Raw genomic sequence first — 16368 nt, forward strand, 5'->3', positions numbered from 1 at the left:
TATCTGTCCTTAATAAAAGTGGGGCAAAGCCGGTATGTCAGGGATATCGTTGTTCTAAATCCGGAATGCCACCAGGTGATACATTTTGTCCGCGCAGCGGAAGCGGACAATATCGTGCATCCCCAGCCCCTGAACGTGCGCCGCCAGAGAGCGGGGATTATCATCGGCGATAAACGCCAGCCCGGCGTCGTAGGCGCCGCGCAGATGCGTTTTTACCGCGTTATACAACAACTTCAGTAGCCCCCGGCCGCGAAAGGCGGCCGCAATGCACACCGGGCCGTAAAGAAATGTGCGCAATTCACTGAGGTGATCCTGTCCCAGCGTCTGACCGTTGGCGGCTTCCAGCATGACGTCCACCACCGCCGGGCGGGGGCGGGTATCTGGCGGCATCAGGCAAACGAACCCCGCCAATTCCCCGTCATGCACTGCCACGAGAATGCCCAGTTGCCGGTTAATCACGTCCAGCTGGCGGTGATCCATGCGGGAAACGATGTATCCCTGTTGGCGTGCCGACGCATCCAGGTGGTCCGGCGTGTTGAGCGACTGTAAAGTCAGAATATCATCAAAGTCCGCTTCCGTTGCCTGACGGAGAATGAAGGGTGAGGTCCGGGGCATGTACATATCCTTTCGGTTAACGGTGATATTCACAGATAAAGTGTCTGGAATATCTTTCATTAATAGCGGTTTACACTAATCATTGAATGACATACAGTTTGTCTCGGGTGAGCGAAGGTAAAAAAATTGCGAATTAATGGAGGTCTGTCAACTTTTGCTGACAGACGGCTTCTTCCCCCGCAGGTGAGAGAGTATCATCTGCAACGGACAATCACACCGCATTTGCTGAGTAAGGTTGAAACTGATGCGTTTGGAAGTGTTTTGTGAAGACCGAATCGGTCTGACCCGCGAGCTGCTTGAACTGCTTGCGACCCGCAATATTGACCTGCGCGGTATTGAGATTGACGTCATCGGTCGTATCTATCTGAATTTTACCGAACTGGATTTTGAGACGTTCCGTCAGCTGATGGTGGAGATCCGCCGCATCAAGGGCGTAACGGACGTGCGGACGGTGCCTTATATGCCTTCCGAACGCGAGCACCGTGCGATGCGCGCCCTGCTGGAATCCCTGCCGGAACCGGTTTTCTCCATCGATATGAAAGGAAAGGTGGAACTGGCCAACCAGGCCGCACTGACGCTGTTCGGCACCAGCGAAGAAAAAATCAGCAATCAAACGGTAAATAACCTGATAAGCGGCTACAACTTCCTGCGTTGGCTGGAAAGCGAGGACGTGAAACCGCATGCGGAGAAGGTGGTGATCCGCGGGCAGGACTACCTGATGGACATCACGCCGATTAACCTGGGCGAAGGGCAGGCTGCCGATGCGCCGGTCGGCGCCGTCGTGGTGCTGAAGTCGGCCATTCGCATCGGGCGGCAGTTGCAGAACCTGAGCGTTAATGATGACAGCGAGTTCGGCCATGTGATTGCCGTCAGCGCAAAAATGCGTCAGGTACTGGATCAGGCGCGCAAACTGGCGATGCTGGATGCGCCGCTGCTGATCACGGGCGATACCGGCACCGGCAAAGATTTGCTGGCGCACGCCTGCCATCTGCGCAGCCCGCGCGGCAAACAGCCGTTTCTGGCGCTGAACTGTGCGGCGTTGCCGGATGAAGTGGCGGAAAGCGAGCTGTTCGGCCACGCTCCCGGTGCGTATCCCAATGCCCTGGAAGGAAAAAAAGGCTTTTTCGAGCAGGCTAACGGCGGCTCGGTGTTGCTTGACGAAATCGGCGAAATGTCGCCGCGTATGCAGACCAAACTGCTGCGTTTCCTCAATGACGGTACATTCCGGCGCGTTGGCGAAGATCATGAGATTCGTGTGGACGTGCGCGTTATCTGCGCCACGCAGAAGAACCTGATCGATCTGGTGCAACAGGGGCAGTTCCGCGAAGACCTTTATTACCGCCTTAACGTGCTGACCATTACGATCCCGCCGCTGCGCGAGCGTCAGCAGGACATCATGCCGCTGACCGAACTGTTTGTTTCCCGCTTTGCCGATGAGCAGGGGCTGCCGCGGCCGAAGCTGGCGCCGGAGCTGAACGCGTTTCTCAGCCAGTACGGCTGGCCGGGCAACGTGCGCCAGCTCAAGAACGCCATCTACCGGGCGCTGACGCAGCTGGAAGGTTATGAGCTGCGGCCGCAGGATATCGTATTGCCGGCCTTTGAAGCCGAAATGACGATGGGCGACGAAGTGCTCGACGGTTCGCTGGATGAGATCTGCAAGCGCTTTGAGCGCTCGGTGCTGACCCGCCTGTACCGCAACTATCCCAGCACCCGCAAGCTGGCGAAACGTCTGGGCGTGTCTCATACGGCCATCGCCAATAAACTGCGCGAATACGGTTTGAGCGCACGCAAGACGGGCGATACGGCGATGACGGAAGACGCTGAAGAGTAGGGCGAAAAAAATCCCGGTCACTGACCGGGATTTTTATATTTAGTCTTTGGCGCCGAGCCTGAAGTTTTCTTTGCCGGGCGGCAGGCTGCGCGGCTTGTTATTATCGTCCACGGCGACATAGGTGAAAATGGCTTCGGTGACGCAGTAGCGCTGCCCGATGGGGTTGGAAGAGACCTTCTTGACCCACACTTCAATATTAATCGTAATAGAGCTGCGGCCGGTCTGGATGCAGCGTGCGTAGCAGCACACCACGTCGCCCACGGCGACCGGTTTCAGGAACGTAATGCCGTTAACGGCGACCGTCACTACCCGGCCTTCCGCTACTTCTTTGGCCTGAATCGCGCCGCCAATATCCATTTGCGACATGATCCAGCCGCCGAAAATATCTCCGTTGGCATTGGTGTCGGCCGGCATCGCCAGGGTCCGCAATACCAGCTCGCCCTGAGGTAAACGCAGTTTCTCGCTCATAATGTCAATTGTATCAATCTTTCAGGTTAGTAAATTTTTAAGGGTCGTTTTTCGCCGGCGGCTGTTCCTGGCTTTCTGCAACGCCGCTCCCTTTCTGCTCCGGCGACATGTGACGGTAGATGTAAACGCCGCTCAGCAGCGTAAAGACCAGCGTGGCCGCCGTCAGTCCGAATACCTTGAAGTTCACCCATACGTTCTGCGGCAGCCAGAAGGCGACGTAGATATTGACCAGGCCGCACGCCAGAAAGAACAGGGACCAGGCGATGTTGAGGCGGGACCAGACCATATCCGGCAGGCTGATTTCCTTGCCGAGCATGCGCTGAATCAGCGGTTTCTTCATGATTACCTGACTGACCAGCAGCGCCAGGGCAAACAGGGCATAGATGATGGTTACTTTCCATTTAATAAACAGATCGTTGTGGAACACCAGCGTCAGCGTGCCGAAGATCGCGACCATGACAAACGTCACCAGCGTCATCTTTTCCACTTTACGGTACTTCACCCAGGTGATGATCAGCGCCACTGCAGTCGCGGCGATCAGCGCGCCGGAGGCGACAAAAATGTCGTAAAGCTTGTAACAAGCAAAGAAGACGATCAGGGGGAGAAAATCCAGGAGTTGCTTCATATATCAATCCATAAAACGATAACTGCGGAACTATACCTGATTAAGGCGGCGGAGTGTACCGCACATGTGCCGCCCGTGTATGTCTTATTATGTCGCTCCCCGGTGCGTACGGCCCGCTTTTTTGCATAACATTACAAGCTGGCATACCGCTTGCTACTCACTTGCGTAGTTGGAGGGGAACACGCATGATATAACCATTGCCCTGCTAACTTCGCGGGGCGGAAGATTTTTAAAGCGGGTGGACTGGCATGCAAATTAAATGGGTTCAGGGATGGATGCCCGGACTTAGTCACTTGATGGGGTATCAGAAAGAGTGGCTGAAATGCGACATGCGCGCGGGGTTGTCGGTTGCGGCGGTGGCGTTGCCGGTGGCGATCGCCTATGCGGAACTGGCGGGCGTAAATGCCATCGTGGGGCTTTACTCCTGCGTGCTGCCGATGATTGCCTATGCGCTTTTCGGTTCGTCCCGGCAGGTGATTGTCGGGCCGGACACCGCGACCTGCGCGGTGATTGCCGCGGTGGTTACGCCGCTGGCGGCGGGCAACGAGGTGTTGCACTGGCAGCTCTGTATCATGATGACGCTGATGACCGGATTCTGGTGCCTGATTGCCAGCCGTTTCCGGCTCGGCGCGCTGGCAGACCTGCTGTCGCGCCCGATTCTGACCGGGCTGCTTAACGGCCTGACCATCACCATCATCGTTTCTCAATTGGGGAAAATTTTCGGCTTCCACTCCAGCGCCTCGCAACTGATCGAACGGCTCATTGCCTTGCCGTTTGATATTCTCAACAGCGAGTGGCCGACCCTGTTGCTGTCCGCCGGAACGCTGCTGATCCTGATCGGCGTGAAGAAGCTGCGCCCCGGCTGGCCGGGGCCGTTGCTGGCGATGCTGGTGGCGATGCTGCTGGTGTGGGGATTCGATCTGTCTCAGCACGGCATTGAAACCATCGGCAGCTTCAGCGCCGGTTTGCCGGTCGTGGAACTGCCGAGCTTCCAGCCCGGCCTGCTGCGTGATTTGGTGCTTCCCTCGTTTAACCTGGCGTTGATCAGCTTTGTCAGCCTGATGCTGACCGCGCGCAGCTTCGGGGCGCGAAATGGTTATGACGTCGACGCCGATACCGAATTCCGTGCGCTGGGCGTCGCTAATATCGTTTCCGGCCTGTCGCTGGGGTTTGCCATCAGCGGCACCAGCTCCCGCACGGCGGTGAATGACGCCAACGGCGGCAAGAGCCAGCTGGTTTCCATTATCGCCGCGCTGGTCATCGGCGTGGTGCTGCTGTTTTTTACTTCGCCGCTGCAATATATCCCGGTTTCGTCGCTGGGCATCATTCTGGTGTATGCGTCCTGGTCGCTGCTGGACATCAAAACCATCGTACAACTGCGTAAACGTAACCCGTCTGCCTACGGGTTGGCGTTGTTTACCTTTATCAGCGTGTTGCTGGTCGGCGTTATGCCCGGCATCGGGCTGGCGGTGCTGCTTGGCCTGATGCAGTTTTTCCGCACCGTGTTCCGCCCGACCGAGCAATTGCTGGGCACCAATGAAGAGGGGATGATTCATTCATTGGGTAACGGCAATCAGGTCCGGGCGGTGGAGGGCGTGCTGATGTACCGCTTTAACTCGCCGCTGACCTACTTCAACGCCGCCTATTTTAAGCGCCGCATCCTGAACCTGGTGGACGGCATGCCGTTTCAGGCCCATTGGGTGGTGATTGATGCGGTGCCTTGCTTTACCTACGCCGACATCAGCGTGCTGGCAATGATTGAAGAACTGAAGCGCGATTTGCGTTTGCGTAACGTCAAGCTGGTGCTGGCGGGGCGTAAAACGGAGCTGAAGCGCTGGTTTGGCGAAAACCGTAAATCCGGGGAGGAGAAGGGGCTGACTTTCGTCTCCGACCTCTACTTGGCGCTGAAGCTGATTCAGAGCAGCGAGCGGGCGAAAGAAGATGAACCGGAGCAGGATGCGGAAGAGATAAAGACGGAAGGTATCGCAGCGGGGGCCTGAGGCCCCCATGTTTTTTTACGCTTTAACCAGCATGTAGAGCCGGAACAGATAGATAATCAGCATGGCGGAGATCACATTGCTGAGCGTATTCAGCAAGATGGTGCCGACGGTCGGATGCAGCGCCGTCATACCGCTCACCAGCAGCAGCAACGCCAGCTTGGCGGCCAGCCAGAGCAGGATCGCCGGGCTGATAAGGCGCACGTTGGCGAAAGAACGTTTGAAACTGGCGCGAATGGCGCTGAACACCCCAATCCGATCGTTCACCATCATAATTGGCGCCAGCGCCAGGCCAACGGCTAAAATAATGCCCGGTACGATAAACAGCGTGATACCCAACTGAACCATCAGGGTGCACAGAAACATCAGCAGAAGCAGGCGCGGCAGCAACGGCGCTGAAAAGCCGATGGCGCGCAGCGCGCTGACGCGATTTCCCTGAGAGGCCATCGGGATCAGCACCAGCATACCTCCCAGCAGCAACACGTTGCCGATCAGCGAAGCGAAGCTGGCGGCGGCGGAAACCTTCAGCAGCACCATCTGTTGTTCCGGCGACATCCGTTGGATCATCTCTTGCAGCCCGATACCACTCCCCAGGTCCGCACCGCCGGTCGTCAGAATTTTCAGCTCCTCCGCGCCGGGAGTAAACGTTTGATTCAGGATTACCGTGATGAACGCCGTTAACAGCGCCAATAACAGGATAGTCACCAGCTGATTGCGCAAAAAATTGAAGGTGTCACGATACAATGTGCTGGCCATAATTGGCATGTAAATGCTCCTTGGCGTTAAAACAGAAAATCATTCAGGTGGATAATTGTACCCGAACAATTGTACCTGAACATCCGCGCGGGAACATCCTGTCATAAAAACTGCCGGTGTTTATTTGAGCAATTTAGGGTAACCGCAGTATTTATAGTGACCCTTTAATTATTTTATCCGGAACGATAAGGCAATGTTTCATGCGTCAAAATTATTTTGAATAAATTCCTGTTTTATGTTAATTAGCGGTAAAATTTGATGTGAATCAATTTCATGCAGAACAAACTGTTAATTAAAATAATAAATGAGTCATATGGCATTAATTGATTAAAAAGATGTGATCTGGGTTAAATCAAAAATAATCCCCAATAGGTATATTGCCCATGAAAAAAACCACACAAAAGGAAGGGGATGATGAAAAAATTAACAGTTGCGCTTTTTATCGCCGCCGCATTGGCGCCGTCTTTGGCCTCTGCACACGAAGCGGGTGATATTTTAGTGCGTGCCGGGAGCGCGACCGTGCGTCCGACCGCAGGGTCTGACAGCGTTCTGGGCGGGCTGGGTAGTTTTGACGTTGATAACAATACTCAGTTGGGACTGACCTTTGGCTATATGATCACCGACAACATCGGTGTGGAACTGCTGGCTGCAACGCCGTTCCGTCATAAAGTCGCGCTGAAAAATGGTCCCGGTGCCGATCTGGGGACGCTGGCGACGGTAAGACACCTGCCGCCGACCCTGATGGCGCAGTATTACTTCGGCAGTAAAGAAGACAAACTGCGTCCGTATATGGGTATCGGCGTAAACTACACCACGTTCTTTGACGAGAAGTTTAACAGCACCGGGAAAGATGCCGGGCTGTCAAACCTGAGTCTGGATGATTCCTGGGGTGTAGCCGGTCAGGTAGGTCTGGATTATCTGGTTACCGACCGCTGGATGCTTAACGCCTCCGTTTGGTGGATGAACATCGAAACTGACGTTAAGTTTAAAGCGGGTCCGGACAGCCAGACCGTTAACACCCGTATCGACCCGTGGGTGTTCATGTTCGGCGCAGGCTATCGCTTCTGATAGATGCCCGGGAACAACCGGTAATACAGACAACGTTATACAGACAAATGAAAAACCCCACTTGCCCGGTGGGGTTTTTTTATGCCTGCGAAACTTACTTCAGGGCGGCGAGTGCGGCGTCGTAATCCGGCTCTTCGGTGATTTCGCTGACCAGTTGGCTGTAAATCACGTTGTCATTATCATCAATCACCACCACGGCGCGGGCGGTAAGCCCGGCCAGCGGACCGTCGCTGATGGCGACGCCGTAGTCGTTTTTAAACTCGGCGCCGCGCAGCGTTGAAAGCGTGATAACGTTATTCAGCCCTTCCGCGCCGCAGAAACGGGACTGGGCGAAGGGCAGGTCGGCGGAGATGCACAGGACGGTCGTGTTCTCCAGCGTGCTGGCGAGTTGGTTGAATTTTCTCACCGACGCTGCGCATACGCCGGTGTCGATGCTGGGGAAAATGTTGAGCACTTTGCGCTTGCCTGCCAGACTGGAGAGCGCGACGTCGGAAAGGTCTTTGGCCACCAGTTTGAAGGCTTTGGCTTTTTCCCCCGGCTGCGGCAGTTTACCGGCAACGTGCACGGGGTTGCCCTGAAAATGAACGGTCTGAGTCATTGTTGGTTCTTCCTTCACAGTTGGTTAACACTTTGATGAGTTTATTCCAACACAAGTCACATTTATAGAGCCGTATCCGTAAATAATTCTGCGGTATGGGCGTAAATCCCGGCGAATACCGGTACAGAGGCGTTCCCGTACGGTAAGGAAATAGAAGATGAGAACGATTCGGAGTTATTCTGAGGTTTGGCCGTTACACACGCCGTTTGTGATTGCGCGCGGCAGCCGGACGGAAGCGCTGGTCGTCGTTGTGGAGATTGAACACGACGGCGTGGTTGGCTACGGCGAATGTACGCCCTATGCGCGTTACGGCGAAAGCGTTGAGTCGGTGCTGGCGCAACTGGCGGATATGCGCGGGCAGATTGAAAACGGCCTCGGTCGCACAGCGCTGTTGCAGGCGTTACCGCCTGGTGCGGCGCGCAATGCGCTGGACTGCGCATTGTGGGATCTGGAATGCCGCAGCAGCGGCGCATCATTGTGGCAGCGTTGCGGCGTGGAATCGCCGGCGCAGGTGATAACCGCCCAGACTGTGTCCATTGATGAACCGGAGCGGATGGCGGCGGTGGCAAAACGTCTGCATCAGACCGGCGCGACGTTGCTGAAGGTTAAACTGGATAACCGGCTGATTGCCGAAAGGCTGATCGCGATACGCAGCGCGGTGCCGGAAGCGACGCTGATCGTTGACGCCAATGAATCCTGGCAGGCTGATGGGCTGGCGGAGCGTTGCGTGCTGCTGGCTGAACTGGGCGTGGCGATGCTGGAGCAGCCGTTGCCTGCCGGTGATGATGCCGTGCTGGCGAGTTTTACGCACCCGTTGCCGGTATGCGCGGACGAAAGCTGTCATACCCGTGCGGATTTAGCCGCGTTAGCCGGGCGTTACGACATGATTAACATTAAGTTGGATAAAACCGGCGGGCTGACGGAAGCGCTGAGCCTGGCGCAGGACGCGCGGCAGCGGGGATTCGGCATCATGCTGGGCTGTATGATCTGCACGTCGCGGGCCATCAGGGCGGCGCTGCCGCTGGCGCCCGCGGCGCGTTTCGTCGATCTCGACGGCCCGACATGGCTGGCCGGCGATGCGCAGCCGGCGCTGGACTTCGGCTGCGGCATTATTCGTCTCGATCAGGCGTAAGTCAGTAAATCCAGCGCGCCGGGCAGGTATTTCTCGCTGGCCTCATCCGCAGAAACAGGCGGCAGCTCCAGCGTAATGCAGTGCAGGTTGATGTCGGCGCACCAACTGCCGAAAGAACCCGGTGTTTCGTAACCAACGGAAGAAACCAGCGGCAGACCGAAACCGGCGGCGAGCTGCTGGCCCAGCGCAGAGTGCGCAGGGTCTTCCACGCAGGCCAGCGGTTCATGCAGCGATACCACCCATGCCGGTTTCAGGCGGTGAATCAAATGACACAGCGCCTGGGTTTCCGGTTCGGAACCGGCGTACCCGCCGGTGGACAGACGCACATCGCGTTCGGGGCTGGCGCTGTTCCAGCGGTAAACGGTAGCGCCGGGCTGCCAGTTGGCGGCCGGGAAGTTACGGTTGAGATCCACGCCGCGTGAATTCGCGCGCAGCCCGAGCTGGCAGCCGTCGGGATTCACCGCCAGAATAACGGAGTGACGCAGCGGCTGTTGCAGGCTGCGCAGGGCGCAGGACAGGGTGACGACGGCGGCGGTTTCATCACCGTGCGTACCGGCGATAATCAATCCTGCATGGCGCTCGGCCGATTGCGCCGGGAAAAAAAGCAATGGCGCGCCTAAGTGCGAACGGCCGTAAGTTTCCGGCTCCAGCCTGAAGCAGCCGCGCTCAGTACGCGGGAGAAGGCGTGTCATTTTTCATTTCCTTTCATCGCTGTTCGTATCTGTATTAATCCTCAAGCGCCTAACGGAATCAATATGATGATACCTAATCTGTTCTCTTTTTCCGCCGGATGAGGTCAGGTTGGTGAAATCTTGCATCAGGCGTTAAAAACGCCGTCATTATATTCAGAAAAAATATAACAACGCTGAAAATTCATAAAAATATATTAACAATGGCGGGTGATAAAATATTTTTATCATGATGGCCTCATCGGTGAATAACCCGCGCTGCTAAGTTGGCTTCTTTATAACCTGCTGTTATTTATTGTAAATACCTCACTGCGAGTGTTGGTGATGAACATCATTTTTCCAAATGAGGATTTAACAGGTCTTATGATTTAAGCGAAGTTCAGGCTGCTTATTATTCTCTCCGGGCGCCCTGATGGTGCAAATCATACTTGCAGGCGGCTCAACGCATCGTTGCTTAAACCTGCTTAAATCTTTTCTCAGGAGAAATCTCATGCAGCTCACCTTTTCGTTATCGATTAATGATAATGCCTGGTATCCGACGGCTGAACTGACCGGCTTTAAATCTGAATCCGGCGGTAGCGCTGACGTTCATAATAAAATGGTGCTGGTGTTTACCGGGCCAGGGAAAGTCGCAGAGGGGGATATCAACGTTGAATCCAGCCCCTGGCGCGAGTTTAAAAAGACGGTGGAGTCGAGCGAAGTCGGCAGCGGTCTATTCGACATCAAGGTTACGCTTGCGCCGGTTGACGGCCAGCCGCTTGGCGACGCGGTGAGCAAGGTACATATCGGGCTGAATAAATCGTCGGATACGGCGCCGGAGTGGTCTGATTTCGCTGATACGTTTGCCGCTGCGGCTGATGAAGATCCTGCGGTAGCCGGTATGCTGGTGGTGAATTGCGCTGCGGCGCCGGCAGGGCTGGACGGGACAGAGCTGGAACTGGTGCTGGTGCGCGGTGACAGCATTGAACGCCTGGCGCCGAAATTCGGACAGGTTTCCTCATTCCCGCTATCCATCGGGACTTACAGCGTCTCTGCGAATGCCCTGAAAACCGCGGACGCCACGCTGTGTGCCTCAACTACGCTGAGCAGCGGCGAAGTGGCGATTAAGAAAGGGGAGTCTGCGGCGCTTAACGTTGCTTTCGGCGCCGTCAAACGCGGGACGACCCTCGACGTGACTCTGGATTTGTCCGCGATCCCTGAACTGGCAGGTGAAGACCTGCAGGTACGCTATGCCGAAAATAATGTCGTGAAGATGAGCTTTACGCTGCAGTCAGGCCAGACGCAGCGCCTGGAAGGGCTGCCGGTGGCAGGGGGCTTTACCGTCAGCGTCGCCGGACTGAAGCTGAACAACACCGATTATCAGTTTAGTGACCGTGCCGGGAACCTGGATGGAAAATATCATCAGGTTGATTTTACCGGGCTTCAGGTCAGCCAGAAAGACGAGCGTGTTTCCGGCGCGCAAAAGCTCACTGTTAACGTGCGTGCGGAAAAAGCCGTCGCCGGTAAAGCGCTGACCCTGCGTTTGGTTGATACTTCTTCCTCCGTTGCGCGTGAGTACCGTATTGACGCCATTCCGGCACAAAACGGCAGCGTGGTGTCGCCCTTTACCGTTGCGCCGGGGACTTACGCGGTGAAATCGGACTCCTTCATTCTCGACAGCATCGTGCATTATACCGACGTGACTCCCAGCCCCCTGACGGTTGTCAGCGGCGCAGCGGCGAGCCTGACGCTGGAAATTATTGAAGGGGCGGACCTGCGCGTTAAAGGCTTCCCGGATTATCTTTCCTTCGGCGCCTGCGCCAACATGTCACCTTCCAACGTAGATGATTTTGTTGCCGCGCGCGTGTCGTCGATCTTCAAATACTCCGGCGATGACGGCATGGGCGATGCGGATGTTTTCCTGGCGCCGGAAAAAGAACCGACGAACCAGGTGATCCAGATGGCGCGCAACGTGTCGGCCAAGCTGGGCGATGCTATGCCGGTGCTGCCGATGATGGTGTCTTACACCTGTAACCTGTCGCTCGGCGACGTAGAGAAAATCATCAAGGATCCGGTACGTCATAAATACAGCTTTGCCAACTTCATTCAGGCGCTGCAAATGGCGCAGGCGATGAAAGATGATGAGCATCCGGTGCCGGCTGGTTTTATCGTTAACCCGGATTACCTTGGCGAATGTCAGAAGAGCGGTTTTGCGCCGACGCTGGCAATTCCGGTACGTGAACCGCTGGCTGAAGCGCTGGAACATCACGGCGTTGACATTGCTATTCCGGCGGGCATCACCAATACCCTCAAAGGCTATGTTAAAGCGGTTAACTGGCTGACGCGCGTCGTCGCGCCGGACGTAGTGCTTGGCTGGCAGGTCAACCTGTGGGGCGTGGCGGGTTCCCAGTGGATTTACCATGACTTTGAGTATGAAGTGGTATTCGATCCGGCAGACGGAAAGAACAAGAAAATGACCATCACGCCGCAGCGGGCTGGGCAGCTAACCGCCGAGTATGCGCTGCTGGTGGGGATTTTCGAGGATACCGCGTTTGAACGTCGCGATGGCACCAAGGATGTCGCCAAAGGTGCCGATTTCATGGCGATTGACCGCTATGAGGCGGATGACTTTACGCTGCGCTCTTATGCCAATGGCTATTGCTATTCACCTTACGAATGGGCACGCACGTTTGATTTCTGCGCCGCGGTCAGCCGTTACCTGCGTAAACCGGTACTGCCCTGGCAGTTCCCGGCCAGCCACCTGGCGACGAAGATGGATCAGGTTGATGCCGCCTTCGACGAACAACACTGGGGGAGCGGCGGCAGCTACATTCTGGGACATGCGGAGATCGGTTCCTCCGTTGACGCCATCAATGACACGCTGCTCGATCTGGCGTTCAGCCCGGCCTTCGTGGACATGATGGGGAATGATACCCGTGAGCTGTTCTCCCGCCATACGTGGGATCTGACTGAGCCTAAGTACATGGATTTCCCGGCAAGGGGGATTTTCCATGTTCAGCTGGGCGGCGGTGCGACCACCGGCGTTGTCAGCGCCGTCGGGGATACCAGCAACTGGGTACGTAACCGGCTGAATGTTTACCGTAATAACCCGGTGCCGTTCGCGGACCCGTCCGATAAGCGTAAATAAGAAGGACGTCTGCCTGCGGCACGGACGCCGCCACTTCCGGGCATCATCGTTTGATGATGCCCGGAATATTTCTGCCAAAATGAATGCCGGCCATTGTTTCATCCTGCTTGCCTCCAGAGTAAAATATACGTAATTTTCCGACCATTACGCTCTCGTCTTCGTCTTTTCGGGTATCCGCACCGGCCATCATTGCCGCGTATGCGGATCAGCATGGATGCCGTAAAAAAACGGGAGTGCCGCTTAACCTCTATTTAGGATGTTGATGACATGCAAGGTTTTCGTCTCGCCGCGCTGGCGGCTTTGATCGGTTCGGGGGTAATGTCGGTACAGGCGGCCGTAGTGCCGCCGGGCACGCAGTTGGCGGATAAACAGGAAATTGTTCGTCATATTAAAGATGAGCCGGCCTCGCTGGATCCGGCCAAAGTGGTCGGGTTGCCGGAAGCGCAGGTGGTGCGCGATCTGTTCGAGGGGTTGGTGAATCAGGGGGCGGACGGGCAGCCGTTGCCCGGTGTGGCGGCCAGCTGGCAATCGACCGACAGTAAACGCTACGTCTTCAAACTGCGCGAAAATGCGCGCTGGTCCAACGGCGAGCCGGTGACGGCCTATGACTTCGTTTATAGCTGGCAGCGCCTGGTTGACCCTAAAACGCTGTCGCCTTTTGCCTGGTTTGCGCAGATGGCGGGCATCGCCAAAGCTCAGGATATCATCGACGGCAAAGCGCCGCCGTCCAAGCTGGGCGTCGTCGCGCCGGATTCGCATACCCTGGTGGTGCAACTGAGTAAACCGGTGCCATATTTCGTCAGCCTGTTGGCGAATTTCAGCCTCTATCCGGTGCCGCAAAAAATCGTCGAACAATACGGCAATGACTGGACCAAGCCAGAGCATCTGGTCGGTAACGGCGCATTTATGATGTCTGCGCGGGTGGTGAATGAAAAAATCGAGCTGAAGCCGAATCCCCATTATTGGGATCATGCCCATACTGTGCTGACGAAGGTGACTTTCCTGCCGATCAACCAGGAGTCGGCGGCGACCAAGCGCTATCTGGCCGATGATATCGATATCACCGAATCGTTCCCGAAAAACATGTACCAGAAGCTGCTGAAGGATATTCCGGGGCAGGTGTACACGCCCGATCAGTTGGGCACCTATTACTACGCTTTCAATACCCGCAAAGCGCCGCTGGACGACGCGCGCGTGCGCCGTGCGCTCTCTTACGCCATCGATCGTCAGGTGATTGCGCAGAAGGTGTTGGGCGCCGGTGAAAAACCGGCATGGCGCTTAACGCCTGACGTAACGGCGGGGTTTGAGCCGGAGCCGGGAGCGATGCAGAAGATGACCCAGGCTGAGCGCAACAAGCAGGCCAAAGCCTGGCTGAAAGAAGCGGGATACGGGCCGAACAAGCCGCTCAAGCTGACGCTGTTGTATAACTCTTCGGAGAATCACCAGAAGATCGCGATTGCCGTGGCGTCGATGTGGAAGAAAGCGCTGGGCGTGCAGGTGAAGCTGGTTAACCAGGAGTGGAAAACCTATATCGACAGCCGTAACACCGGCAAATTCGACGTGGTGCGCGCATCCTGGGTGGGGGATTACAATGAGGCTTCTACCTTCCTGTCGCTGATGACTTCCGCCCATAGCGGTAATATCGCCAAATTCAGCGATCCGGCCTACGATCGTCTGTTGCAGCAGGCGGGTCAGGAAACGGACGGGAATAAACTCAACGCTGACTATAATAAGGCGGAACAGATTCTGGCGGAGCAAGCGCCGATTGCGCCGATTTACCAGTACACCAACGGGCGCCTGATCAAACCATGGGTACAGGGATACCCCATTTCAAACCCGGAAGACGTGGCTTACAGCCAGAGCATGTATATTTTGAAGCATTAGTTTTGAAATATGAGTGCTGAAGCATTAATTGTTAATACACTAACGGCTGCCAATGGTAGCCGTTTTTACTTAATACTTCCGAGCCGAATCTGAAATATTGTGAACAATGCAATAACCCTATTATTTCGTGAATTCAGAAAATTCCTGTTTTCCCTTGACGGAGCTTCATGAGACGGATAATTAAAGCAAATCCGAAAAGGAAGTTGCGGATTATACCGATCGCATCCGTTGTCGCTTTTACGTAAGGTATCGTAAATTCTGACAGAATGAAAAATGTGGCAATCGGTTGAAAAAATAGGAGAAAACTCAGTTTTTTCCAAGGGGGCATCCTGCCGGATAATTTGATATCACTATTTCGGCTGTTAGTATGCCTGCTTTATATTTCAATCAACCAAACTGCATTGAACGATCATATCCATCATAAGACCTTTAATTGGGGAATAAGCATGAAACGTGCGCTCACTGTGTTCAGTATGTTGCTTTCGGCATGGCTGGCAGGGATCTCTGTCGCGCAGGCGGTCGAATATCCGCTGCCGCCGGCCAACAGTCGTCTGATAGGTGAAAACACCACTTACACCGTTCCTAACGACGGCAAACCGCTGGAGGCGACGGCAGCGCGTTTTCAGATAGGTTTACTGGCGATGTTCGAGGCCAACCCCGGCGTTGACCCTTATCTTCCCAAACCGGGTACGGTGCTGACGATCCCGTCGCAGATGCTGCTGCCGGACACGCCGCGTGAAGGCATCGTGATTAACCTGGCGGAGCTGCGTCTGTTCTATTACCCCAAGGGCAGCAATACCGTCATCGTTTATCCGATCGGGATTGGTCAGCTGGGACGTAATACACCCACGATGGTGACCAGCGTTGTCAGCAAAATTAAGGATCCGACATGGACGCCGACGGCCAACATCCGTAAACACTACCTGGAAGAGCAGGGCATCACGCTGCCGGCAGTAGTGCCTGCCGGGCCGGAAAACCCGATGGGGCTGTTTGCGCTGCGCCTGGCGGCGCAAGGCGGCGTTTATCTGATCCATGGTACGAATGCGGACTTCGGTATCGGCATGCGCGTCAGCTCCGGCTGTATCCGCCTGCGTCCGGACGACATTGAGGCGCTGTTTAATACGGTACCGAAGGATACGCGGGTTCAGATCGTCAACGAGCCGATTAAGGTCGCCGTTGAGCCGGACGGCAAGCGGTATGTGGAAGTGCACCAGCCGCTGTCGAAAAAAGAGAGCGATGACCCGCAGACCATGACGATCGCGCTGACCAAGGCCGTACAGAAGTTTGCCGGCAATGCGCTGACGGACAAAGCCGTATTCGATGCCGCCGTGAAGCGCCGTTCCGGCATGCCGGTATTGGTTAATCAGGGCCAGGAGCCGCAGAACGTTCAGGCGCTGCTGGAAGAGGCGACCGGGGCCACCATCAGCGAGGCGACGTCAGAGCGTGCGGAACTGCAGGAGAGCACAGAGCAGCCGTAAAATGAGCGGGGCATATGACGTAGTGCCGGAAACGGCGTTACGTCTGCTGCAGAAAAAAGAACGGAAAATTTTCAGGAAAAAAAATGGCGCACAATGTGCG

At 55.7% G+C, this 16368-nt stretch carries 13 protein-coding genes; 7 read left to right on the top strand and 6 right to left on the bottom strand.

What is annotated here, in order from left to right; genetic code table 11:
- Positions 1–54 precede the first annotated feature (54 nt).
- The gene (locus C8D90_RS02005) at positions 55–615 is read right to left on the bottom strand and encodes a GNAT family N-acetyltransferase (protein ID WP_115456740.1); all 561 of its coding nucleotides are present in this window, start codon (positions 613–615) and stop codon (positions 55–57) included.
- 244 nt (positions 616–859) lie between these two features.
- On the opposite strand from C8D90_RS02005, the gene tyrR reads away from it, so the two are divergent.
- Positions 860–2446: a transcriptional regulator TyrR gene (gene tyrR / locus C8D90_RS02010; RefSeq protein ID WP_115456741.1), complete on the top strand. Its 1587-nt coding sequence runs from the start codon at positions 860–862 to the stop codon at positions 2444–2446.
- Between the two features lie 39 nt (positions 2447–2485).
- On the opposite strand, the gene yciA is transcribed toward tyrR, so the two are convergent.
- The gene (yciA, locus tag C8D90_RS02015) at positions 2486–2914 is read right to left on the bottom strand and encodes an acyl-CoA thioester hydrolase YciA (RefSeq protein ID WP_115456742.1); all 429 of its coding nucleotides are present in this window, start codon (positions 2912–2914) and stop codon (positions 2486–2488) included.
- 37 nt (positions 2915–2951) lie between these two features.
- Positions 2952–3539 (bottom strand): septation protein A, encoded by a 588-nt coding sequence (locus tag C8D90_RS02020; protein ID WP_115456743.1) that lies wholly within the window; start codon positions 3537–3539, stop codon positions 2952–2954.
- Between the two features lie 248 nt (positions 3540–3787).
- On the opposite strand from C8D90_RS02020, the gene C8D90_RS02025 reads away from it, so the two are divergent.
- Positions 3788–5539: a SulP family inorganic anion transporter gene (locus C8D90_RS02025; protein ID WP_115456744.1), complete on the top strand. Its 1752-nt coding sequence runs from the start codon at positions 3788–3790 to the stop codon at positions 5537–5539.
- Between the two features lie 15 nt (positions 5540–5554).
- Here the strand turns inward: C8D90_RS02025 and C8D90_RS02030 are convergent, their stop codons facing one another.
- Positions 5555–6301: a YciC family protein gene (locus C8D90_RS02030; protein WP_115456745.1), complete on the bottom strand. Its 747-nt coding sequence runs from the start codon at positions 6299–6301 to the stop codon at positions 5555–5557.
- Positions 6302–6706: 405 nt separating this feature from the next.
- Between C8D90_RS02030 and ompW the strand changes: the two genes are divergently transcribed.
- Complete coding sequence (gene ompW, locus C8D90_RS02035; protein WP_115456746.1) at positions 6707–7360, top strand: outer membrane protein OmpW; 654 nt, start codon at positions 6707–6709, stop codon at positions 7358–7360.
- Between the two features lie 94 nt (positions 7361–7454).
- Here ompW and tpx read toward each other — a convergent pair whose 3' ends face one another.
- A complete protein-coding gene (gene tpx / locus C8D90_RS02040) occupies positions 7455–7958 on the bottom strand; it encodes a thiol peroxidase (protein WP_115456747.1) in 504 nt (167 codons plus the stop codon).
- Positions 7959–8115: 157 nt separating this feature from the next.
- Between tpx and ycjG the strand changes: the two genes are divergently transcribed.
- Positions 8116–9090, top strand: coding sequence for an L-Ala-D/L-Glu epimerase (gene ycjG, locus C8D90_RS02045; RefSeq protein ID WP_115456748.1), 975 nt, complete (start codon positions 8116–8118; stop codon positions 9088–9090).
- Here the strand turns inward: ycjG and mpaA are convergent.
- Positions 9081–9782, bottom strand: coding sequence for a murein tripeptide amidase MpaA (gene mpaA, locus C8D90_RS02050; protein WP_115456749.1), 702 nt, complete (start codon positions 9780–9782; stop codon positions 9081–9083). The two genes, ycjG and mpaA, sit on opposite strands and share 10 nt — an antisense overlap.
- Before the next feature lie 487 nt (positions 9783–10269).
- Here mpaA and C8D90_RS02055 point away from each other — a divergent pair, with 487 nt between their 5' ends.
- From C8D90_RS02055 to C8D90_RS02070, 3 genes are all read left to right on the top strand, one after another.
- On the top strand, positions 10270–12906 hold the full coding sequence (locus tag C8D90_RS02055; RefSeq protein WP_115456750.1) for a hypothetical protein: 2637 nt from the start codon (positions 10270–10272) through the stop codon (positions 12904–12906).
- 267 nt (positions 12907–13173) lie between these two features.
- Positions 13174–14790 carry a peptide ABC transporter substrate-binding protein gene (locus tag C8D90_RS02060; RefSeq protein WP_115456751.1) on the top strand — a complete coding sequence of 539 codons (1617 nt, stop codon included), beginning with the start codon at positions 13174–13176 and terminating at the stop codon, positions 14788–14790.
- A 446-nt stretch (positions 14791–15236) separates the two neighbouring features.
- Positions 15237–16268 (top strand): L,D-transpeptidase family protein, encoded by a 1032-nt coding sequence (locus tag C8D90_RS02070; protein ID WP_115456753.1) that lies wholly within the window; start codon positions 15237–15239, stop codon positions 16266–16268.
- Positions 16269–16368: the final 100 nt, after the last annotated feature.

The sequence above is a fragment of the Enterobacillus tribolii genome (assembly GCF_003363015.1).
Classification (GTDB): Bacteria; Pseudomonadota; Gammaproteobacteria; order Enterobacterales; family Enterobacteriaceae; genus Enterobacillus; species Enterobacillus tribolii.